Below are 20748 nucleotides of genomic sequence, written 5' to 3'. Positions count from 1 at the left end.
CGTTTTTACTCGCCCTTCTGTTTATCCAGCGCGACCTGATAGAGCACATTCTTGCGCTCGCCGGTAATTTGCGCCGCCAATGCCGCCGCGCGCTTGAGCGGCATCTCTTCGAGTAGCAGGTTGAGAATACGCATCGCTTCACTGCTGACAGCGTCTTCGGTCTCGGGGGCAGTCCAGCCCGCCACCAGCACCACGCACTCACCGCGCTGCTGATTGCTGTCCGATTCGACGAACTCACGCAACTCGGCCAGCGGCAGGCCTTTAAGTGTTTCGAAGGTCTTGGTCAATTCGCGCGCCAGCAAGGCCGGGCGATCGGCACCGAATACCAGCTCCATGTCTTGCAAGCATTCAAGGATCCGATGTGGTGCCTCATAGAAAATCAGCGTGCGCGGTTCTTCTTTAACGAGCTCCAGACGAGCACGTCGGCCGACAGCCTTGGCCGGCAGAAAACCTTCGAAGATGAAACGGTCGGACGGCAGCCCCGCCGCCGAAAGTGCTGCGATCAATGCACAGGCGCCGGGAACCGGTACCACATTGATCCCCGCAGCACGGGCCTGACGCACCAAGTGATAACCCGGATCGGATATCAGCGGCGTCCCGGCGTCGGAGATCAACGCCACATCGTCGCCCGCCAGCAAACGCGTAATAAAGCGGTTACCCTCTTCCCGCTCGTTGTGTTCATGGCAGGCTGCCAGCGGCGTGGGAATGCCGAAATGCTGCATCAATCGCTGGGAATGGCGAGTATCTTCGGCAGCGATCAAGGCGACCTCGCGCAGGATTTTCAGCGCACGCGCACTGATATCGTCCAGGTTGCCGATGGGCGTCGCCACCACATAAAGCGAGCCAGCAGCGGAATTCAAAGCACCTGGAGCAGTCAAAGCGCACACCTCATGATCGGTAAAAGGCGACATTGTAGCGCGTAGCGGCGCTTGCGATACGTCTCGCCCTCCCCGGGTTTTCCAGCCTTTTGTGCAGTGCCGCAACATTTGCACGAGCTAAATTGATCGATTCACGCCAGTAGCATCGCGCCCCGGCCAGTGCTTGGGTACAATTCCACGCTAATTTGATCGAGTATCAGGAACACTACATGATCGCTTGCCTGCGGCTGTTCACTGCCCTCTGCCTCGCTGCCTTGCTGGCGGCTTGCGCCAGCTCGCCCTCTTCCAGCCTTGGCGAACTTCCACGGACCCCGAACGCCAGTATCGAGCAACTGCTCGAACAGGCCACTCAAAGCAAAGATCCGGAAAAAGCCGCTCTATTGCGCTTGAGCGCAGCAGACCTGGCTTATCGTCAGGGCAATGCCGGCCAGTCCGCGCAAATCCTGCAACAGGTCCCGATGGAACAACTCAAGCCTGGCCAACAAATCTTCGCCAGTACCCTGGCGGCGGAACTGGCCATGGTCCGCAATCAGCCCAAAGCGGCGCTGACTGCCCTGCGCCATCCAAGCCTGCAACGCCTGAGCGAACTGCCCGTCGAACAGCAGGTTCGCACCGGCACCGTTCATGCCCGCGCCCTTGAGGCCGACGGCCAGACCCTGGCCGCCGCACGGGAGCGCATCTTCATCGCCCCCATGCTTGAAGGTGAAGCCGCCAGCAAAAACCACGAAGCGATCTGGACCCTGATCGCTTCGCTGCCGACCGATCAATTGCAGCCAACCACCGATGATGACCTCGGTGGCTGGTTACGTCTGGCGCTGGCGGTGAAAACCGCCGGCACCCTGGAACAGCAGCAAGCCGCGATCGATAACTGGCGCGAACAGAATCCAAAGCACCCGGCCGCCATTCAGCTGCCGTTGCCACTGACCAAACTCAAGGAACTGGCCAGCCAGCCCCTGAGCAAGATCGCCCTGCTGCTGCCGCAAGACGGCCCGCTGGCTTCGGTGGGCAAAGCGCTGCGCGAAGGCTTCATGGCTGCTCACTACCAGGCGCAACAAGCCGGGCAGAAGCCGCCGGCCATCGAGTTCTATGACAGCTCGCGCCTGACGTCTCTGGACGAGTTCTACCGCAAGGCGCAAGCCGACGGCGTGCAACTGGTGATCGGCCCACTGGAAAAGCCGCTGGTCAAACAGCTCAGCGCGCGCCCACAACTGCCGATCACCACCCTCGCGCTGAACTACAGCGAAGGCGAACAAGGTCCGGCCCAGCTGTTCCAGTTCGGCCTTGCCGCTGAAGACGAAGCCCGCGAAGTGTCTCGCCGCGCTCGCGCCGATGGCCTGCATCGCGCCGCCATCATGGTGCCTAAAGGCGAATGGGGTGATCGCGTACTCAGGGCGTTCAGCCAGGATTGGCAAGCCAACGGTGGCAGCATCGTCGCCACCGAACGCGTCGACCAACCGGTGCAACTGGCCCAGCAGATTGCCGACATGTTCCAGCTGCGCCAGAGCGAAGGCCGTGCCAAGAGCCTGCAAAGCACCGTCGGCTCGCAGGTTGCCGCCCAACCTTCGCGTCGCCAGGACATCGAGTTCATCTTCCTGGCCGCGACGCCGCAACAGGCTCAGCAGATCAAACCGACCCTGAACTTCCAGTACGCGGGTGACGTGCCGGTTTACGCCACCTCCCACGTGTTCAGCGCCAGCGGTGACCAGAACCAGTACAACGACATGAACGGTATTCGCTTCTGCGAAACCCCATGGCTGCTGGATGCCAACGATCCGCTGCGCAAACAAGTCACCGCACAATGGCCACAAGCCGGCGGAAGCCTGGGTCGCCTGTATGCGATGGGTATCGACGCCTATCGCCTGGCACCGCGCCTGGGGCAACTCAAGGCTTTGCCGGACAGCCGCATCCAGGGTCAATCGGGCAGCCTGGGCATGACGCGGACTCAACGGGTCGAGCGCCAGTTGCCATGGGCACAGTTCGTCAACGGCCAGGTTCAAAACCTGCCGGACACCTCGCGCTGATGCCTGACAGGTCACGCCAGCAAAGCGGTAAAGATGCCGAGCGCCATGCGCTCGAGCATCTTCAGCAACAAGGTCTGCGCCTGCTGGCGCAGAACTGGTTGTGTAAACGCGGCGAGCTTGATCTGGTCATGCTTGATGGCGATACAGTAGTATTCGTCGAAGTCCGCTACAGAAAAAACACCCAATGGGGTGGTGCGCTCGATAGCATCGATGGGCGCAAACGGCAGAAACTGATTTTCGCCGCGCAGTATTTTCTTCAGCGCGAGTCGCGTTGGGCCAATTTCCCTTGCCGCTTCGACGTGGTTGCCATCGACAGCAACCTTGATCAGCTGAACTGGTTGCAGAATGCCTTCGACAGCTGATCGATTGCACCCCGAACCGGACACCTTCACCCAACACTTTTGCTCTTTGCTTTGCGGGCTGCACATTCATGTGCCAAGTAGCCGCGCCAATTAAGGTCACACAGATGGACATGCAATCGCGAATTCGCCAGCTTTTTCAGGCCAGTATCGACACCAAGCAACAGGCGATGGACGTACTTGCACCGCACATCGAGCAAGCCAGTCAAGTCATGGTCAACGCCCTGCTTAACGAGGGCAAAATGCTTTCCTGCGGCAACGGCGGCTCCGCCGGTGACGCACAGCACTTCTCGTCCGAATTGCTCAACCGCTTTGAACGCGAGCGCCCGAGCCTGCCAGCCATCGCGCTGACCACCGACAGCTCGACGATCACCTCGATCGCCAACGATTACAGCTACAACGAAATCTTCTCCAAACAGATCCGCGCCCTCGGTCAGCCGGGCGACGTATTGCTGGCGATTTCCACCAGTGGCAACTCGGCGAACATTATTCAAGCGATCCAGGCCGCACATGATCGTGAAATGATTGTCGTAGCATTGACGGGTCGTGATGGCGGCGGCATGGCGTCACTGCTATTGCCCGAGGACGTCGAGATCCGCGTACCGGCCAACGTCACTGCACGTATTCAGGAAGTCCACCTGCTGGCGATCCATTGCCTTTGCGATTTGATCGACAGCCAACTGTTCGGGAGTGAAGAATGACCCCTAATCGCCTAGGCCTTCTGGCCTTGACCCTGTGCCTCGGCATCAGCGGCTGCACTTCGGTGGTTAACGCCAGCCGTGAAGCGCCGATCGACGATGACCGCGGCACCCGCACCTTCGGCAGCAAAATCGATGACTCCCTGATCGAAACCAAGGCCGGTGTAAACATCGCCAAGGCCGATCCGGCCCTGGACAACGATTCGCACATCGTCATCACCAGCTTCAACGGCGTGGTGCTGCTGGCCGGGCAAACCCCGCGCGAAGACCTCAAGGCCAAGGCCGAACAGGTTGCCGCCGCCGTTCAGCGCGTGAAGAAGGTGCACAACGAGCTGCAAGTGCTGCAACCATCCTCGCTGCTGGCACGCCAGAATGACACCTGGCTGACGACCAAGATCAAGACCCAGATGCTCACCGACGCCTCCATCCCGGGCTCGCGCATCAAGGTCGTGACCGAAAACGGCATCGTCTACCTGCTCGGTCTGCTGACCAAGCAGGAAGCGGCCCAGGCGACCAATCTGGTACAAGGCGTTTCCGGCGTGCAGAAAATCGTGAAGTTGTTTGAGTACATCGACTGATACCTGCTTACCGGCGATGGCATCCTCGAGATCGCCATCGTCTCTGCAGGAGCTGCCGAAGGCTGCGATCTTTTGATCCTGAAAAGCAAAGTCAAAAGATCGCAGCCTTCGGCAGCTCCTACCGTTGAAAGTGGTGAAGCAATAAAAAAGGCGATCCATTCGGATCGCCTTTTTTATTACTTCACCACTTTCAAACTGGGTCGACCGCTGGGACGCGGCGGTTCGCTGTCGGGTGGCGGAACATCATCATCCGGCTCGATCTCTTCCTCGTCTTCCAGAGGCGATTCCAGATCAAACACCATGCCCTGACCGTTCTCCCGAGCGTAAATGCCCAGGATCGATGCGATAGGCACGTACAGGGTATGCGGCACGCCACCGAAGCGCCCCTCGAAGCTGACCGCTTCGTTGTCCATGTGCAGATGCCGCACGGCTGCCGGCGATACGTTCAGGACAATCTGTCCGTCACTGGCAAAACCCTGAGGCACCTGCACCGACGGATACTCGGAATTGACCAGCATGTGCGGGGTGCAATCGTTGTCCACAATCCACTCGTAGAGCGCACGGACCAGATAAGGTCGACTGGAGTTCATAGCGGCTCCTTAAGCCTTAGCGCATATCGCGTTCGACACCAGACAGACTCGCCTGGAAAGCCTCACGCGCAAACGAGCGCTCCATATAATCAAGCAGCGGCTTGGCAGGCCGCGGCAGTTCAATACCCAGAATCGGCAATCGCCAGAGTATTGGTAATAGGCAGCAATCCACCAGACTTTGTTCCTCACTGAGGAAAAACGGCTTGTCGGCGAACAACGGCGACACGCCTGTCAGGCTTTCGCGCAGCTCCTTACGAGCCACGACACGGGCCGCTTCCTTGGTCCGCGAATCCAGAATCAGATCCACCAGGCCACACCAGTCACGCTGAATGCGATGAATCAGCAGACGACTGTTAGCACGCGCCACAGGATAAACCGGCAGTAACGGCGGGTGCGGGTAACGCTCATCCAGATATTCCATCACCACAGTCGACTCCCACAACGCCAGGTCACGATCGACCAGGGTGGGCAGGCTTCCGTAAGGGTTCACTTCAATCAGTTTAGGCGGCTGGCGACCAGCTTCCACGTAAATGATCTCGGCGCTGACACCCTTCTCTGCAAGTACGATGCGCACTCGGTGGGAATAGTGGTCGGCGGGGTCGGAGTAACAGGCCAACCGATTGGTCACGCCCATGGCGGTCCTCCTCGCTTGTTGAAATTATCGAAAACAGAAAAACACGCGCGCCCAGAGGGCGCCTCCCGTAACGCCTGGATCACCAGACTCGTTACACCTTCAGAGACGCCCCTGGGCGCGCGCGATTAACAGCAATGGCTTACCGCTTTATCAATGGACGTCTTTCCAGTATTCACGCTTGAGCAAGTAAGCGAATACAAAGAAGAACGCCAGGTACAGCAACACATAGGTACCGATGCGCTGATGCTGCAGCTTCACCGGGTTGGCCGAGTAGGCCAGGAAGGTCACCAGATTCTTGACCTTCTCGTCGAACTGCTCTTCGTTCAGCGTGCCGGTTTTCGGCAATACCGTCAGTTGATCGCAGGCTTCATGGGTCAAAGCGGTGCCGGTCAGCGGATCGTATTGCTTCTTGCCGTCATCGACGATTTGAACTTGTTTACAGCCTACCACTTGACGACCCTGCAGGCCGACCAAAACGTTAGGCATGCCGACGTTCGGGAACACCTTGTTGTTCACACCCCAAGGACGCGACGGGTCTTCATAGAACGAACGCAGATAGCCGTAGAGCCAGTCAGTACCACGAACACGAGCCACCAGTGTCAGGTCGGGCGGCGCCGCACCGAACCAGGCTTTGGCATCAGCTGGCTGCATGCCAGTGCTCATGTGATCACCGATCTTGGCGCCGGTGAACACCAGCTTCTCGAGCATCAGCTCGTGAGGAATGCCCAGGTCATCGGCGACACGCTCGTAGCGCTGGAACTTGGCGCTGTGGCAGCCCATGCAATAGTTGGCGAATGTACGTGCGCCGTCCTGCATGGCGGCCTTGTCGGAAACGTCAATGTCGACTTTTTCCAGTTCGGGACCACCGTGTACGGCCGCAAAGGACAGTACAGGCATCGCCGCAAGAATCAGTACAGCAAATAGCTTTTTCATCAGCCAGTCACCCTTTCCGGAACCGGTTTGGTCTTCTCGAGCCTGGTGTAGAACGGCATCAGAATGAAGTAGGCGAAGTACAGGAAGGTACATACCTGCGACAGCAACGTGCGCTCCGGGGTAGGCGCCATAACACCCAGCCAGCCAAGAATCACGAAGGAGATGCAGAACACCCAGAGCCAGATCTTGCTCAGCCAGCCCTTGTAGCGCATGGACTTGACCGGACTACGGTCCAGCCACGGCAGGACGAACAGCAAGGCAATCGAAGCCCCCATGGCAACAACACCCAGGAGCTTGTCCGGAACCGCACGCAAGATCGCGTAGAACGGCGTGAAGTACCAGACCGGAGCGATGTGCTCTGGGGTCTTGAAGGCGTTCGCCACTTCAAAGTTCGGCTTCTCGAGGAAGTAGCCGCCCATTTCAGGGAAGAAGAACACGATCGAGCAGAAGATGAACAGGAACACCACTACGCCGACGATATCTTTCACGGTGTAGTACGGGTGGAAGGCAATGCCGTCCAGGGGTACGCCGTTTTCGTCCTTGTGTTTCTTGATGTCAACGCCATCCGGGTTGTTCGAACCGACTTCGTGCAGCGCCAGAATGTGCACCACCACCAGACCGAGGATCACGATCGGCAGGGCAACCACATGCAAGGCGAAGAAGCGGTTCAGGGTAATGCCGGAAATCAGGTAGTCACCACGAATCCACTGGGTCAGGTCGTTACCGATGACCGGGATCGCACCGAACAGCGAGATGATCACCTGGGCGCCCCAGTAAGACATCTGGCCCCACGGCAGCAGGTAACCCATGAACGCTTCAGCCATCAGCGCCAGATAAATCAGCATGCCGAAGACCCACACCAGCTCACGCGGCTTCTGGTACGAACCGTAGAGCAGACCACGGAACATGTGCAGATAGACAACGATGAAGAACGCCGAAGCGCCGGTGGAGTGCAACAGACGCAGAATCGAGCCGTACTCGACGTCGCGCATGATGTATTCGACGGAAGCAAAGGCCTCTTCCGCCGACGGGGTGTAGCTCATGGTCAGCCAGACACCGGTAACGATCTGGTTGACCAGAACGAGCAATGCGAGGGAGCCAAAGAAATAGAAGAAGTTGAAGTTCTTCGGGGCGTAGTACTTGCTGAGATGGTCTTCCCACATTTTGGTCGCGGGAAAGCGCGCATCAACCCAATCCATGAACTTGCTCATCACGCTTTCTCCGTATCGACGCCAATGACAATGATGTCATTGGTCTCATAGGAATGCGGGGGAACTGGCAGGTTCAAAGGCGCGGGTTGCGACTTGTAGACGCGGCCAGCCAGATCGTAGTGGGAACCGTGGCAAGGGCAGAAATAACCCCCTACCCAATCCTTGCCCAGGTCCGCAGGTGCCACTTCCGGACGGAAGGTCGGTGAGCAACCCAAGTGCGTGCAGATACCGATCAGCAGCAAAACTTCTGGCTTGATCGAGCGCGTCTCTGGATCGACATAGGTCGGTTGCGTTGAGTTCTTGGAGGTCGGGTCAGACAGCTGGCCCTCGATCTTTTTCAGATTCCCCAGGATTTCCTCGGTACGGCGGACGATGAACACCGGCTGGCCGCGCCACTCAGCAATCATTTGCTGACCTGGCTCGATTTTGCTGACATTCACTTTCACCGGTGCACCTGCGGCTTTCGCCTTGGCACTGGGAAACCATGACCCCACGAACGGGACCGCAGCCCCCACCGCTCCTGCAGCACCCACCACGGATGTGGCTGCTACCAAGAAGCGACGCCGGCCTGCATTCACGCCGTCATTGCTCATTCAGTCCTCTCCCATCAGCTTTGTGGCCTGTTAAATCAGGCGTCTACTAAGTAAAAATCTGAACTTATAAAAATTTTGCCGAATGGTAATGAAAAGCCCCAATTCTGACAAGGTAATTACCGAGGGGCTCCACTGCCAAGCCTTGCAGTATAGGGCCTCTGCGGATGTGGCAAGTTGTCACAGCGCAATTCACTGATAAATTTCGCCCATAAAAAAACGCCCAGCTTCGCGAGGAAACTGGGCGTTCTTTTTGAACGTGAAAGCGAATTAACGCTTCGAGTACTGCGGACGCTTACGCGCTTTACGCAGACCGACTTTCTTACGTTCAACTTCACGTGCATCACGGGTTACGAAGCCGGCTTTGCGCAGAGCACCGCGCAGAGTTTCGTCGTAGTCCATCAGAGCGCGAGTGATACCGTGGCGGATTGCGCCAGCTTGACCACTTACACCACCACCGATCACGGTGACGTAGATGTCGAACTTCTCGACAGTCTCAGTCAATTCCAGCGGCTGACGAACTACCATGCGGGCAGTTTCGCGGCCGAAGAAATTATCCAGCGAACGATTGTTGATGGAGATGTTACCAGTGCCCGGACGCAGGAAAACGCGTGCGGTTGCGGTCTTGCGACGGCCAGTGCCGTAATTTTGAGTCGCCGACATAATGAACTATTCCGTTAAAACTTCAGTTCTTGGGGCTGCTGAGCAGTATGAGGGTGTACAGCGCCCGCATAGACTTTCAGCTTACGATACATGTCGCGACCCAGCGGGTTCTTAGGCAGCATGCCTTTGACCGCGGTCTCGATCACGCGCTCAGGGGCTTTAGCGATCAGCTTTTCGAAGTTGATCGACTTGATGCCGCCCGGGAAACCGGAGTGGGAGTAGTAGATTTTGTCGGTGGTTTTAGCACCGGTTACACGAATCTGCTCGGCATTGATAACGACGATGTAATCGCCGGTGTCAACGTGAGGAGTGTACTCAGCTTTATGCTTGCCACGCAGACGGCTCGCGATTTCGGTGGCCAGACGACCCAGGGTCTGACCTGCAGCGTCGACGACAAACCAGTCGCGCTGTACTGTTTCCGGTTTAGCAGTAAAAGTTTTCATTCTTTATAGCCTCAGGGGCCGCCCTGTAAATTAGACGGCGGATCTTACTGAATAGTGCGTACTTTGACAAGTCAAAGGCAGCCGGATACAGACGCTTTCGGGGGCTCGGGTCGGCGCGTCCGTTCAACGGCAAGATTCTTCGGCGGCGGCGCATCACTTCCACTGCAGAAAGAGGTGCGCAATTATGCAGATTGCGAAAAATATTTCAACCTGCTTTTATGATTGTTTTGCCCAAGGAGCACCCGATGGACTATCGCCAGCTAGGCCGTACCGATCTGAACGTGAGTGCAATCTGCCTCGGCACCATGACCTGGGGCGAGCAAAACAGCGAAGCTGAAGCCTTCGCCCAGATCGAACGAGCCAAGAGCGCCGGGATCAATTTCATCGACACCGCCGAAATGTACCCGGTGCCGCCCAAGGCCGAAACCTACGCCACCACCGAGCGCTACATCGGCAATTACTTCAAAAGTCGCGGCGATCGCGCCGACTGGATCCTGGCAAGCAAGATCGCCGGTCCAGGCAATACCATCGACTACATCCGCGATAAAAACCTCAAGCACAACCGCGAGAACATCGTCCAGGCAGTGGATGCGAGCCTCAAGCGCTTGCAGACCGATTACATCGACCTCTATCAGTTGCACTGGCCGGAACGCAGCACCAATTTCTTCGGACAACTGGGCTACAAGCACAAGAGCGAGGTCAACCTCACGCCGCTGGAAGACACCCTCGAAGCACTGGACGAACAGGTCAAGGCCGGCAAGATCCGCCACATCGGCCTGTCCAACGAAACCCCGTGGGGCACCATGCGTTTCCTTGCCCTCGCCGAAGCCCGTGGCTGGCCCCGTGCGGTGTCGATCCAGAACCCCTACAACCTGCTCAATCGCAGCTTCGAAGTCGGCCTGGCGGAAATCGCCATCCGCGAACAGTGCGGTTTGCTCGCCTATTCGCCGCTGGCATTCGGCTTCCTGTCGGGCAAGTACGAAGGTGGCGCGCGTCCACCCAAAGGTCGTCTGAGCCTCTACAGCCGCTTCAGCCGCTATTTCAATCCGCAATCGGAAGCGGCGTGCAGCCGATATGTAGCCCTGGCCCGTGAACACGGTCTGGATCCGGCGCAGATGGCACTGGCCTTCGTCACCCGGCAGCCATTCGTGACCAGCAACATCATCGGTGCGACGACGCTTGAGCAACTGGACAGCAACATTGCCAGCTTCGAGCTGAAACTTTCCGATGAAGTGTTGGCGGGGATCGAGGCGATTCACCAGGATCAGCCCAATCCTGCGCCTTGATTGATTCATAGGCCCAATCGCGAGCAGGCTCGCTCCCACATGGATCCGTGCCGATCACAAAATGGTGGTCAGACATAAATCCAATGTGGGAGCGAGCCTGCTCGCGATAGCGGTCTAACAATCACAGGCGCATCAAAGCGACCGCGCAATAATCTCCTTCATGATCTCATTGGTCCCGGCATAAATCCGCTGCACCCGCGCATCCGCCCACGCCCGAGCGATCGGGTATTCCCACATGAACCCGTAACCGCCATGCAATTGCACGCATTCATCGAGCACCTTGCATTGCAGGTCGGTGCCCCAGTACTTGGCCATCGCCGCTGTCGGCACGTCGAGTTTGCCTTGCAGATGCAGTTCCAGGCAGCGATCAACGAAGACCCGGCCGATCTGGATTTCGGTTGCCATTTCAGCGAGTTTGAAGCGGGTGTTCTGGAAGTCGGCGATAGCTTTGCCGAAAGCCTTGCGCTCACGGGTGTAATCCAGCGTCCACTGCAACGCCGCTTCAGCTGACGCCAAGCCGCCGACTGCGACCGTCAGACGCTCCTGCGGTAATTCCTGCATCAAGTAAGCAAATCCCATCCCGGCCTGGCCCAGCAGGTTTTCCTTGGGCACCCGAACGTCCTGAAAGAACAGTTCCGACGTGTCCTGGGCCTTCATGCCGACCTTTTCCAGACGCTTGCCCTTGGCGAAGCCCGGCGTGTTGGCTTCCACCAGAAACAGACTGGTGCCCTTCGCCCCCGCCTTCGGATCAGTCTTGGCCACGACAATGACCAGGTCAGCCAGAAAGCCGTTGGTGATAAAGGTCTTCGAACCATTGATCACGTATTCATCACCATCCAGCACGGCAGTGGTTTTCACCCCTTGCAGGTCAGAACCGGCCCCGGGCTCGGTCATGGCAATGGCCGTCACCATCTCGCCAGACACCAGTTTGGGCAGGTACTTGTGTTTCAGCGCTTCACTGCCGTAATGCAGGATGTAAGGCGCGACAATGTCCGAATGAAGAGAAAAGCCGATCCCGGTCAACCCCAGACGGCCAACCTCCTCGATCACCACCGCACTGTAGAGAAAGTCCACCCCCAGCCCGCCGTACTCTTCCGGCAGATGGGAACAAAGCATCCCCGCCTCCCCCGCCTTGTTCCAGAGTTGGCGGTCGATATAGCCTTGTTTTTCCCATTGTCCATGGAACGGCACGGCCTCTTTTTCGAGGAACGTTCGCACGCTGTCGCGAAAAAGTTCGTGCTCGGAGCTGAACAAGGTTCTGGGAATCATGCGGCACCTGTCGTTATTGTCAGACGGAATTGTCCTTCAGAGACTAAGCCTCGCTTCCGATACAGGACACTGGACACATCCGACAAAAAATAAGACGATCCAGCCGTCTGGTGACCACTTTCCCCTATAAGAATAAAGTTGAATTATGTCTATCCATGTCTCCAAGCCCTTGCGGCGCGTCAGTATCCTGGCTATCGACCGGGTTTTCGCTTCCACCCTCATGCAAGCCAAGGATTTTTTCCATCTGGCCAGCCTGCGCTATGGCAAACAACTGGGCCACGGCCTGACACCGGCGTTTGAAACCCGGCTGGTCAGCCCCGACGGCAAACCGGTCAACAGCTTCAGTGATGTGATCATGCCGGTGGACGGCGGCCTGGAAAACGCCGATGTCATCATCCTCCCCGCCTTCTGGGACGATTTCGACACGCTCTGCAAACGTTATCCGCAGGTCCTGCCATGGCTGCGCGAACAACACGCTCGCGGGGCAGTGCTTTGCGGCGAAGCCACGGGGGTGTTCTGGCTCGCCGAAGCCGGGCTGCTCGATGGCAAGGAAGCAACCACTTACTGGCGCTTCTTCAACGCCTTCGCCGAACGCTTCCCGCAAGTTCAACTCAATCAGGACAAGCACCTGACCGACGCCGACAATCTGTATTGCGCCGGCGGCACCACTTCGGCCTGCGACCTCTACATCTACCTGATCGAGCGCTTTTGCGGCGCCAACGTGGCCCAGGCCGTGGCCCGCGACATTCTTTACGAAGTGCAACGCAGCTATGCGCCGGGACGGATCGGTTTTGGCGGGCAGAAACTGCACCAGGACGTGATCATCCTGCAAATCCAGCATTGGCTCGAAGAGCACTTCGCCGATAAGTTCCGCTTCGAAGACGTAGCCCGCGAACACGGTATGAGCATCCGCAACTTCATGCGCCGCTTCCAGACCGCCACCGGCGATAAACCGCTGCATTATCTGCAGCGACTGCGCATCGAAACGGCCAAGGGCTTGTTGTCCGGCAGCCGCAAGAGCATCAAGACCATCAGCTATGAAGTCGGTTACGACGATGCGAGCTTCTTTGCGCGGCTGTTCCGCCAGCACACCGAGTTGTCGCCGAATCAGTATCGGCAGCAGTTTCAGCAGGCGGCTTAAGGACTAGACGCACATCCAATGTGGGAACGGGCTTGCTCGCGAAAGCGGTGGTTCAGTCAACATCAATGTTGAATGTCAGATAGCTTTCGCGAGCAAGCCCGCTCCCACATGGGTTCTGCGGTGAACGAAAAAGGGCCTGCAATGCAGGCCCTTTTACTTTCCGAAAAGCCCTACGGCTTGTGCGCCCGAGCCAGGAATTCGTGTGACTGCATTTCCAGCAAGCGGCTAAGCGTGCGCTGGAACTCGAAGTTCAGGCGACCGCCGGTATAGAGGTCTTTGAGCTCGACTTCGGCAGAAATGATCAGCTTCACGTTACGGTCGTAGAACTCGTCGACCATGTTGATAAAGCGTCGGGCGATGTCGTCGGTGGTGACGCTCATTTGCTCGACATTGCTGAGCAACACCGCGTGGAAGATTTTACCCAGTTCGATGTAATCGTTCTGGCTGCGTGGGCCGTCGCAGAGTTCGCGGAAGTCGAACCAGGCCACGTCATCGCAGGTGCGCACGGCACGGATTTCGCGGTTCTCGATCACCAGTACGTCGTTCTCGACGGCTGCCGTACATTCCGGCGTCAGGGCCCGGAAGCTTTTGCGCAGGCTTTCCTGGGCGGCTTCATCCAGCGGAAAGTGGAACAGTTCCGCCTGCTCGAGGTGACGCAAACGATAGTCGACACCGCTGTCGACGTTGACGATCTCGGTGTTCTGCTTGATCAACGCAATGGCCGGCAGGAAGCGCGCACGTTGCAGACCATCCTTGTACAGACCGTCCGGCACGATGTTCGAGGTTGCGACCAGGCTCACGCCGTTCTTGAACAGCTCTTCCATCAGCGTGCCAAGAATCATGGCGTCGGTGATGTCGGAGACGAAGAACTCATCGAAACAAATCACTCGCGACTCGTCGGAGAAGCGCTTGGCAATGATGGTCAGCGGGTTTTTCTCGCCGCCCAGGGTCTTCATCTCTTCATGCACGCGCTTCATGAAGCGGTGGAAGTGAGTGCGAGTCTTTTCCTTGAACGGCAGCGCTTCGAAGAAGGTGTCGACCAGGTAAGTCTTGCCGCGACCAACGCCGCCCCAGAAGTACAGGCCCTTGACCGGTGTCTGATCCTTCTTGCCAAACAGTTTGCCGAGCAGGCCTGGTTTGTTCTGCGAGGCAGCGACCAGATCGTCGTACAGGCGCTGCAAATGACGCACCGCCGTTTCCTGGGCAGCATCGTGGAAGAATTCCGGGCGTTTCAGATCAGCTTGATATCGTTCTAGGGGCGTCATAATTCGTTAGCAAGGCAACAAAAACGGGCCGTCACTGTAGCGACGGCCTGTGGGAATGGCAATCGGCCCTTGGTCGGACCGAGCCGTTGTTTATTCCTGAACCGGTGTCAGGGCAACCCGCAGCGCGTCGATGGCAGCGTCGCGAGCCGTGGTGTCGGCGAAGGCCGGGCTGTCGGCAACGCACTCGCCTTCCAGCCAGACGCTGAAGCTCAAGTCTTCGCTGCGCACGTCCAATGGCTGACCGGATTGCAGTTGCTTGGTCACTTGCCCTGCGGTTTTGCCATCGGCGAAGTTGCGCGACAGCAGCAGTTGTTCGCCATCGGCGGCCAGCAGACGGAAGCGGAAACTGCCGTCATCTTCGCGGAAGCTGACAAAGCGCGCGGCTTTCGCAGCTTTCTTCTTGGTAGTGGCCGCGACTTGGGTCTGAGCGACGAAAGAACGCAGGCCGACCGCCTCGCGCAGTTCGTGGAGGAACGGTGTCGCCACCGAGCGGGCCTTTTTGGCGCCGATCTGCAGAATGTCTTCCAGATCCGCCGGGCGCTCGATCAACTGGTGATAACGCTCGCGGGATTCGCCCAATTCGTTGTCCAGCAACTGGAACAGACGATTTTTCGCCTCGCCCCAACCCAGGCCCTGGAGCAATTCGCTGCGGAACTCGTCGGATTGTGCCGGCGTAGCGAAGGCCTGGAACAAGGTGAACAGGTGCGAATTGTCTGGATCCTTGGCTTCGCCTGGGGCACGGGAGTCGGTAACGATCCGCGAAATCGCGTCTTTCATCTCTTTGGCGCTGCTGAACAACGGAATGGTGTTGTCGTAGCTTTTCGACATCTTGCGACCGTCGAGACCGGGCAACGTGGCGACGCTCTCCTCGATCAACGCTTCGGGCATGGTGAAGAATTCTTTACCCTGGCCGAACAAATGGTTGAAGCGCTGGCCGATGTCCCGGGCCATTTCCACGTGCTGGATCTGGTCACGACCGACCGGCACCTTGTGGGCGTTGAACATCAGAATGTCCGCGGCCATCAGCACCGGGTAGCTGTACAAGCCCATGGTGATGCCGGCATCCGGGTCTTCGCCGGTCTCGATGTTCTTGTCCACCGAGGCTTTGTAAGCGTGAGCGCGGTTGAGCAGGCCCTTGGCGGCCACGCAGGTCAGCAGCCAGGTCAGTTCAGGGATTTCCGGGATGTCGGACTGGCGATAGAAGGTCACGCGATCCACGTCCAGGCCACCGGCCAGCCAGGTCGCGGCGATTTCCAGACGCGAGCGCTGGATGCGCAGCGGGTCATCGCATTTGATCAGGGCGTGGTAGTCGGCCAGGAAGTAGAACGAATCGGCATTGCTGTCACGGCTGGCGATGATCGCCGGACGGATGGCACCGGCGTAGTTGCCCAGGTGCGGCGTGCCGGTGGTGGTGATGCCGGTGAGGATACGGGTACGAGTCGTCATGGGTAATCGCTTGTCAGACTGCAATCAATTCGAAAGACGCGGCAGGATCAGATCCTTGAGATCGGTCAGCTTGCCATGAAAAAAGTGTCCGCATTCTGCCACTTTCAGCAGCTCATGGGGGCGATCGAGTGCGTCGGACCAGTCGTAAACGAGCTGCGGATCGATGACTTCGTCGGTTTCCGGCTGAATCAGTGTCAGTGTGCCTTGTTGCGGTAGCTGATCCTGATCGCCCAGACGCATGACGGCGGGCGCGACCATGAACACATGCTTGAGTTGTTCGCCCTTGGCTTCCAGTCGCCCGCCGAGACTGGCTGCAACAAATCCGCCGAAGGAGAAACCGAACAGGGTCAGGGGCAAGTCTGGATGTCTGGCCCGCAGCCACTCGGCCGCTGCCTGGGCATCGTCGACTTCGCCAGTGCCCATGTCGTGCGCGCCTTCACTGGCGCCGACGCCACGGTAGTTGAAGCGCAAAGTTATCAAACCGGCGTCGCGGGCGGTGCGCTGCAAGGTCGAGACGACTTTGTTGAGCATGGTGCCGCCCTGCACCGGGTTGGGGTGGCAGATCAGCGCCAGGCCGCGGGGCTGCTCGTTATTGGCCCCCTCGTTATTCAAGTACAGGGCTTCCAGTTGGCCGACCGGGCCATCAATCACTACAGGGGTTTCGCGCATAAGCAAGGAAGGAACTCCGTGACCTCAAATCGGGTCGACTCGTCTAGCCAATTGTCTGTGCCAATCTATTGCGAGTGAATCGCGGTATACAGCGCAGGTTCGAGCCGTTAACGTAAAGCAAAGCCGTTTATAGAGGAAGGACTCGTGGAACACTCGCTCTTAGTTTGGTTGTTACCGACTCTTGCCCTGGTTGTGGGTGTCGCCATTGGATTCCTGATCGCTCGCCTGGTGCCGAATGCCGCGCCTAGCAGCACGCAACGTCAGCTGGATGACATTCAGGAACGTTTTGACAAGTATCAGAACGAAGTGGTCACCCACTTCAACAGCACTGCAACGCTGGTCAAGAAACTGACTCAGAGCTATCAGGAAGTGCAGGATCATCTCGCCGAGGGCGCCAACCGTCTGGCCCTGGACGAGCAGACTCGCCAACGCTTGCTGGCTGCCCTGCACGCCGACGCGGCGCAGGCTCCACGGGAACGCCTGACGCCACCGCGCGATCAGGAACCGCCTCGCGATTACGCCCCCAAAGCCCCGAACGCGCCGGGCATGCTTGATGAGCATTATGGCCTGAAGAAGTAATCAGGTTTCGCGCGACACAAAAAGCCCTCGGACAATCGCTTGTCCGAGGGCTTTTTTTGTTTCTGATGGCTTTTGCCAGCGCGGGCCTCATCGCGAGCAGGCTCGCTCCCACAGATGGCCGCGTACCGATCCAGCAACTCGGTCTAATGTGGGAGCGAGCCTGCTCGCGATAGGGCCTGAACAGACGATAAAAAACCGCCCGATCTGTTGAGGATCGGGCGGTTTCTGTACGCCTGGGATTCAGTCAGGCTGTTACTGATACTGCTGAACAGGCTGACCCTGCTGCTGATATTCCTGACCTGGAATCGCCTTCAGGTTGACCTCGACGCGACGGTTCTGTGACCGGCCATTGACGTCACCGTTGCTGGCAATCGGGTTATCCGGCCCGGCACCACGCGCCGACAGGTTGGTGCCGCTGACACCCTGAGAGGTCAGGTAAGTCGCCACGCTCTGGGCACGACGCTGAGACAGGTCCATGTTGTGCTGACGGCTGCCGGTACTGTCGGTGTAGCCGACGATCTCGATCTGGTTCTGGTTGAACTCCTTGAGCGAGCCCGCCAGGTTGTTCAGTGGCTGATAGAAGCTTGAAGCAATGTTCGCCGAATCGGTGGCGAATGTGATGTTGCCCGGCATGATCAGCTTGATCTGATCGCCCTGACGCTGCACTTCGACCCCGGTGTTGGCCATGCTGGCCCGCAGTTTCTTCTCTTGCTGGTCGGCGTAGTACCCGTAACCGGCGGCGGAAGCCCCCACTACGGCGGCGCCAATCAGCGCGCCCTTGCCACGGTTATCGTGACTGATGGCAGCACCGGCCAGCGCACCCGCCAAGGCACCGAGGCCACCGTATTTGGCGGTTTTGCTCATGCCCGTAGTGCCGCCATCAGCCTGACCCTGGTTGTCATAAGGGTTCTGCGATGCGCAACCGGACAACAAAGCCACAGCAGTAGCGACAATAATCAAACGACGCGAGGTGAACATGGAGAGCTCCTACTTTTTTTGCATTCTGTGGTGCAGCGGACTTAAGCAATGAACCTTTGCGGGCGTTGGATCATGGACAACGACAAAAATTCCGTCGTGCCTTTCACAACTGCAGCATCAGGCCCGCACAAAAGGGTTACCGCGCATTTCATCGCCCAGACACGTATCCGGACCATGACCGGTCACTACGGTTGCTTCTTCGTCGAGGGTATATAACCGTTGCTTGATCGAACGCACGAGAGTCGCCTGATCGCCACCCCACAAATCCGTGCGCCCTACCCCGCGCTTGAACAGCGTATCACCGGCAATCAGCAGCTTAGCCTCTGAAAACCAAAAGCTCATGGAGCCGGGCGTATGACCCGGCGTGTGCAACGCCACGCCACACCCGCAAGCCAGTTCTTCATCATCGGCCAACCAGCGATCCGGCGATGGCACGGGGGTGTAAGGCACGCCGAACATCTGGCACTGCATCTCCAGATTGTCCCAGAGGAATTGATCTTCTTTATGCAGGTGCAGCGTCGCGCCGGTTTTCTCCTTGAGCTGCCCGGAGGCCAGGAAGTGATCCAGGTGCGCGTGGGTATGGATGATGCTGACCACCTTCAGGCCCAAGGCGTCGAGGCGCGCGAGGATCAGTTCGTGATTACCGCCCGGGTCGACGACGATGGCTTTTTTGGTGATCGGGTCGCCGATGATTGTGCAGTTGCATTGCAACGGGCCGACGGGGAAGGTTTCGCGGATGAGAGTGGGTTTTACGGCGTTCATAAAGGGTCCTGGGGAAGCAAGGCAGTCTTGTGCAGATAAGTGGAGGCCCTCAGGATTAGACGGCTGTGGCCGATACAAAAACTGGAGCCGTCATACGTCGGTCTCATTCCCAAAAAAATAGTGGCCATATGATGTCAATGGCGCTATTTCTCATGCAGAATTGCAGATTGTAGCGGCCACATCCAGGAAGGGCCGCAGCCTACCCCAGGAATTTCACATGCCACGTCCCACTGGTTATACCGATAGCTCGTCTTCTTCGCTGACCGGCATTAAAGCCGTTGACAGCTTAATCTCCGGCTTCCAATGGGAAAGCTCCAAATGGTGGGTCCCGGGGGCTGTTACCAATCTGACGTACAGTTTCATGGCGCCTGGTACGTCTTACTTCGCGACCAACTACAGTGCCGACAATGAGTACAAGGACATGTACGCATTGACCGCGGCGCAGCAAACTGCGGTTACCGGCGCGCTCGCCTCCTGGAGTGCAGTTGCCAATATTACCTTCCGGCTGACCAGCGATAACGTCATCAACGTGGGCGATTTGCGCTTCGGTGGTTATACGCAAATGGACGCTGGCGCAGCGGCATGGGGCTATTTCCCCTCCGACGACCCTAACGGTGGAGACGTCTGGATCGGACCAACTACCAACGATGCCACACCCGACAAAGGCAGCTACGATTTCATGACGTTTATTCATGAAATCGGTCATGCGATAGGTCTCAAGCACCCGTTCGCGCCTGGGGGTTCAAACACAATCACGCTCGATCCGGCGCTGGATGACGTCGCATTGACCGTCATGAGTTACAACAACTCGTACTCCTACCAACCCACAACACCGATGCTGCTCGATATTCTGGCCATCCAGAGCCTGTATGGCGCCAACAACCTGTGGATGACGGGCAACAACGTATATTCCTGGGCACCGACCCAGTCGGTGTTCGAAACCATCTGGGATGCCGGCGGTATCGATGCCATCGACGCCAGCAACCAGTTGGCTGCGGTGCGCATCAACCTCAATGAAGGTCAGTTCAGCCAGATCGGCCAAGCGTTCACCGACCCGAATGGCGACGCGTTCAATGAAGGGCTGGCGATTGCCTTTGGCGCGAAGATCGAAAACGCCTACGGCTCGGCGTTTGACGACTCGTTGATCGGCAACGCACTGAGCAACCTTCTCAATGGTATGTCTGGCGCGGACAGCATGGATGGCGGTGCAGGTAATGACAGCTACATCGTCGATAATGTCGGCGATGTGGTCATTGAACGTGGCCCACTGCTCTCGGAAATAGACACGGTCTACTCCTACATAGACTACACACTGGGCAACAATGTCGAGAACCTGATCCTGGTGGACGGGGCCAACCTCAACGGCACCGGCAATGCCCTGAATAACGTCATAAACGGCAACGCCAACAACAACATACTGGACGGCGGTATCGGTGCCGACTACATGGTTGGCGGCACCGGCAACGACACCTACATCGTCGACAACATCGGTGACGTGATCGTTGAAACCAGTACCCTGGCTGGCGAAATCGACACCGTGCGCTCTTCGTCGAGCTACACCCTGAGCAACAACCTGGAAATCCTCACGCTGACCGGCACGGCCAATACCTATGGCATCGGCAACGCCTTGAATAATGTGATCACCGGCAACGATGGCAACAACCAGCTCAATGGCGCCGCCGGTGTGGACACCCTGATCGGTGGCAAGGGCAACGATGATTATTTCCTTGATCAGGCCGCCGAGCTGGCCCTGGT

The 20748-nt window shown here is 58.0% G+C and carries 22 protein-coding genes; 8 read left to right on the top strand and 14 right to left on the bottom strand.

Features of this window, described 5'->3' with window-relative positions; genetic code table 11:
* Positions 1-5 precede the first annotated feature (5 nt).
* Entirely contained in the window at positions 6-911 is a 906-nt protein-coding gene (gene rsmI, locus KGB14_RS19020; protein ID WP_223488272.1) for a 16S rRNA (cytidine(1402)-2'-O)-methyltransferase, read from the bottom strand.
* A gap of 176 nt (positions 912-1087) precedes the next feature.
* Between rsmI and KGB14_RS19015 the strand changes: the two genes are divergently transcribed.
* The 4 genes from KGB14_RS19015 (at position 1088) to KGB14_RS19000 (ending at position 4534) form a co-directional block, all read left to right on the top strand.
* Complete coding sequence (locus KGB14_RS19015; protein ID WP_223488271.1) at positions 1088-2899, top strand: penicillin-binding protein activator; 1812 nt, start codon at positions 1088-1090, stop codon at positions 2897-2899.
* Positions 2899-3261 carry a YraN family protein gene (locus KGB14_RS19010; protein ID WP_223488270.1) on the top strand — a complete coding sequence of 121 codons (363 nt, stop codon included), beginning with the start codon at positions 2899-2901 and terminating at the stop codon, positions 3259-3261. Before KGB14_RS19015 ends, KGB14_RS19010 begins: the two co-directional genes overlap by 1 nt.
* Positions 3262-3365: 104 nt before the next feature.
* A complete protein-coding gene (locus KGB14_RS19005; protein ID WP_007904374.1) occupies positions 3366-3959 on the top strand; it encodes a phosphoheptose isomerase in 594 nt (197 codons plus the stop codon).
* Entirely contained in the window at positions 3956-4534 is a 579-nt protein-coding gene (locus KGB14_RS19000) for a BON domain-containing protein (RefSeq protein WP_223488269.1), read from the top strand. The genes KGB14_RS19005 and KGB14_RS19000 overlap by 4 nt, the downstream gene beginning before the upstream one ends.
* 176 nt (positions 4535-4710) lie before the next feature.
* Here the strand turns inward: KGB14_RS19000 and KGB14_RS18995 are convergent, their stop codons facing one another.
* From KGB14_RS18995 to rplM, 7 genes are all read right to left on the bottom strand, one after another.
* The gene (locus KGB14_RS18995) at positions 4711-5124 is read right to left on the bottom strand and encodes a ClpXP protease specificity-enhancing factor (protein WP_223488268.1); all 414 of its coding nucleotides are present in this window, start codon (positions 5122-5124) and stop codon (positions 4711-4713) included.
* 16 nt (positions 5125-5140) lie between these two features.
* Positions 5141-5758 carry a glutathione S-transferase N-terminal domain-containing protein gene (locus KGB14_RS18990; RefSeq protein ID WP_007905304.1) on the bottom strand — a complete coding sequence of 206 codons (618 nt, stop codon included), beginning with the start codon at positions 5756-5758 and terminating at the stop codon, positions 5141-5143.
* A gap of 150 nt (positions 5759-5908) precedes the next feature.
* The gene (locus tag KGB14_RS18985; protein WP_223488267.1) at positions 5909-6691 is read right to left on the bottom strand and encodes a cytochrome c1; all 783 of its coding nucleotides are present in this window, start codon (positions 6689-6691) and stop codon (positions 5909-5911) included.
* On the bottom strand, positions 6691-7902 hold the full coding sequence (locus KGB14_RS18980) for a cytochrome b (protein ID WP_223488266.1): 1212 nt from the start codon (positions 7900-7902) through the stop codon (positions 6691-6693). The genes KGB14_RS18985 and KGB14_RS18980 overlap by 1 nt, the downstream gene beginning before the upstream one ends.
* Entirely contained in the window at positions 7902-8495 is a 594-nt protein-coding gene (gene petA / locus KGB14_RS18975) for a ubiquinol-cytochrome c reductase iron-sulfur subunit (protein WP_223488265.1), read from the bottom strand. The genes KGB14_RS18980 and petA overlap by 1 nt, the downstream gene beginning before the upstream one ends.
* 267 nt (positions 8496-8762) lie before the next feature.
* Positions 8763-9155: a 30S ribosomal protein S9 gene (gene rpsI, locus KGB14_RS18970; RefSeq protein WP_003205364.1), complete on the bottom strand. Its 393-nt coding sequence runs from the start codon at positions 9153-9155 to the stop codon at positions 8763-8765.
* A gap of 14 nt (positions 9156-9169) precedes the next feature.
* The gene (gene rplM, locus KGB14_RS18965) at positions 9170-9598 is read right to left on the bottom strand and encodes a 50S ribosomal protein L13 (protein ID WP_007905295.1); all 429 of its coding nucleotides are present in this window, start codon (positions 9596-9598) and stop codon (positions 9170-9172) included.
* 245 nt (positions 9599-9843) lie between these two features.
* Here rplM and KGB14_RS18960 point away from each other — a divergent pair, with 245 nt between their 5' ends.
* Positions 9844-10884, top strand: coding sequence for an NADP(H)-dependent aldo-keto reductase (locus tag KGB14_RS18960; RefSeq protein WP_223488264.1), 1041 nt, complete (start codon positions 9844-9846; stop codon positions 10882-10884).
* Between the two features lie 132 nt (positions 10885-11016).
* On the opposite strand, the gene KGB14_RS18955 is transcribed toward KGB14_RS18960, so the two are convergent.
* The gene (locus KGB14_RS18955; RefSeq protein ID WP_223488263.1) at positions 11017-12153 is read right to left on the bottom strand and encodes an acyl-CoA dehydrogenase family protein; all 1137 of its coding nucleotides are present in this window, start codon (positions 12151-12153) and stop codon (positions 11017-11019) included.
* A gap of 244 nt (positions 12154-12397) precedes the next feature.
* Here KGB14_RS18955 and KGB14_RS18950 point away from each other — a divergent pair, with 244 nt between their 5' ends.
* Positions 12398-13294: a GlxA family transcriptional regulator gene (locus tag KGB14_RS18950; RefSeq protein ID WP_223488287.1), complete on the top strand. Its 897-nt coding sequence runs from the start codon at positions 12398-12400 to the stop codon at positions 13292-13294.
* Between the two features lie 170 nt (positions 13295-13464).
* Here the strand turns inward: KGB14_RS18950 and zapE are convergent, their stop codons facing one another.
* The 3 genes from zapE to KGB14_RS18935 all read right to left on the bottom strand — a co-directional run bounded on the left by zapE (position 13465) and on the right by KGB14_RS18935 (position 16674).
* Entirely contained in the window at positions 13465-14559 is a 1095-nt protein-coding gene (gene zapE / locus KGB14_RS18945) for a cell division protein ZapE (RefSeq protein WP_223488262.1), read from the bottom strand.
* Positions 14560-14649: 90 nt separating this feature from the next.
* Positions 14650-16005: a tryptophan--tRNA ligase gene (locus KGB14_RS18940; RefSeq protein WP_223488261.1), complete on the bottom strand. Its 1356-nt coding sequence runs from the start codon at positions 16003-16005 to the stop codon at positions 14650-14652.
* Positions 16006-16029: 24 nt separating this feature from the next.
* Positions 16030-16674 (bottom strand): alpha/beta hydrolase, encoded by a 645-nt coding sequence (locus KGB14_RS18935; RefSeq protein ID WP_223488260.1) that lies wholly within the window; start codon positions 16672-16674, stop codon positions 16030-16032.
* A gap of 144 nt (positions 16675-16818) precedes the next feature.
* Between KGB14_RS18935 and KGB14_RS18930 the strand changes: the two genes are divergently transcribed.
* Positions 16819-17253 carry a YhcB family protein gene (locus KGB14_RS18930; RefSeq protein WP_223488259.1) on the top strand — a complete coding sequence of 145 codons (435 nt, stop codon included), beginning with the start codon at positions 16819-16821 and terminating at the stop codon, positions 17251-17253.
* Between the two features lie 252 nt (positions 17254-17505).
* Here KGB14_RS18930 and KGB14_RS18925 read toward each other — a convergent pair whose 3' ends face one another.
* On the bottom strand, positions 17506-18231 hold the full coding sequence (locus tag KGB14_RS18925) for an OmpA family protein (RefSeq protein WP_223488258.1): 726 nt from the start codon (positions 18229-18231) through the stop codon (positions 17506-17508).
* Between the two features lie 117 nt (positions 18232-18348).
* Positions 18349-18993, bottom strand: coding sequence for an MBL fold metallo-hydrolase (locus KGB14_RS18920; RefSeq protein WP_223488257.1), 645 nt, complete (start codon positions 18991-18993; stop codon positions 18349-18351).
* A gap of 217 nt (positions 18994-19210) precedes the next feature.
* On the opposite strand from KGB14_RS18920, the gene KGB14_RS18915 reads away from it, so the two are divergent.
* A partial coding sequence (locus tag KGB14_RS18915) for a M10 family metallopeptidase (protein WP_317851035.1) occupies positions 19211-20748 on the top strand: 1538 nt, incomplete at its 3' end.

Origin of the sequence: Pseudomonas sp. A-RE-19 (assembly GCF_019956555.1) — a bacterium.
In the GTDB taxonomy this organism is placed as follows: Bacteria; Pseudomonadota; Gammaproteobacteria; order Pseudomonadales; family Pseudomonadaceae; genus Aquipseudomonas.
Note: the sequence above shows the minus strand (reverse complement) of the source record. Positions and strands in the feature narration are given on the sequence as shown.

What these genes read in the sequence shown, in the direction of transcription:
- rsmI (WP_223488272.1), bottom strand. Translation starts at nt 911, where the DNA reads ATGTCGCCTTTTACCGATCATGAGGTGTGCGCTTTGACTGCTCCAGGT.
- KGB14_RS19015 (WP_223488271.1), top strand. Translation starts at nt 1,088, where the DNA reads ATGATCGCTTGCCTGCGGCTGTTCACTGCCCTCTGCCTCGCTGCCTTG.
- KGB14_RS19010 (WP_223488270.1), top strand. Translation starts at nt 2,899, where the DNA reads ATGCCTGACAGGTCACGCCAGCAAAGCGGTAAAGATGCCGAGCGCCAT.
- KGB14_RS19005 (WP_007904374.1), top strand. Translation starts at nt 3,366, where the DNA reads ATGGACATGCAATCGCGAATTCGCCAGCTTTTTCAGGCCAGTATCGAC.
- KGB14_RS19000 (WP_223488269.1), top strand. Translation starts at nt 3,956, where the DNA reads ATGACCCCTAATCGCCTAGGCCTTCTGGCCTTGACCCTGTGCCTCGGC.
- KGB14_RS18995 (WP_223488268.1), bottom strand. Translation starts at nt 5,124, where the DNA reads ATGAACTCCAGTCGACCTTATCTGGTCCGTGCGCTCTACGAGTGGATT.
- KGB14_RS18990 (WP_007905304.1), bottom strand. Translation starts at nt 5,758, where the DNA reads ATGGGCGTGACCAATCGGTTGGCCTGTTACTCCGACCCCGCCGACCAC.
- KGB14_RS18985 (WP_223488267.1), bottom strand. Translation starts at nt 6,691, where the DNA reads ATGAAAAAGCTATTTGCTGTACTGATTCTTGCGGCGATGCCTGTACTG.
- KGB14_RS18980 (WP_223488266.1), bottom strand. Translation starts at nt 7,902, where the DNA reads ATGAGCAAGTTCATGGATTGGGTTGATGCGCGCTTTCCCGCGACCAAA.
- petA (WP_223488265.1), bottom strand. Translation starts at nt 8,495, where the DNA reads ATGAGCAATGACGGCGTGAATGCAGGCCGGCGTCGCTTCTTGGTAGCA.
- rpsI (WP_003205364.1), bottom strand. Translation starts at nt 9,155, where the DNA reads ATGTCGGCGACTCAAAATTACGGCACTGGCCGTCGCAAGACCGCAACC.
- rplM (WP_007905295.1), bottom strand. Translation starts at nt 9,598, where the DNA reads ATGAAAACTTTTACTGCTAAACCGGAAACAGTACAGCGCGACTGGTTT.
- KGB14_RS18960 (WP_223488264.1), top strand. Translation starts at nt 9,844, where the DNA reads ATGGACTATCGCCAGCTAGGCCGTACCGATCTGAACGTGAGTGCAATC.
- KGB14_RS18955 (WP_223488263.1), bottom strand. Translation starts at nt 12,153, where the DNA reads ATGATTCCCAGAACCTTGTTCAGCTCCGAGCACGAACTTTTTCGCGAC.
- zapE (WP_223488262.1), bottom strand. Translation starts at nt 14,559, where the DNA reads ATGACGCCCCTAGAACGATATCAAGCTGATCTGAAACGCCCGGAATTC.
- KGB14_RS18940 (WP_223488261.1), bottom strand. Translation starts at nt 16,005, where the DNA reads ATGACGACTCGTACCCGTATCCTCACCGGCATCACCACCACCGGCACG.
- KGB14_RS18935 (WP_223488260.1), bottom strand. Translation starts at nt 16,674, where the DNA reads ATGCGCGAAACCCCTGTAGTGATTGATGGCCCGGTCGGCCAACTGGAA.
- KGB14_RS18925 (WP_223488258.1), bottom strand. Translation starts at nt 18,231, where the DNA reads ATGTTCACCTCGCGTCGTTTGATTATTGTCGCTACTGCTGTGGCTTTG.
- KGB14_RS18920 (WP_223488257.1), bottom strand. Translation starts at nt 18,993, where the DNA reads ATGAACGCCGTAAAACCCACTCTCATCCGCGAAACCTTCCCCGTCGGC.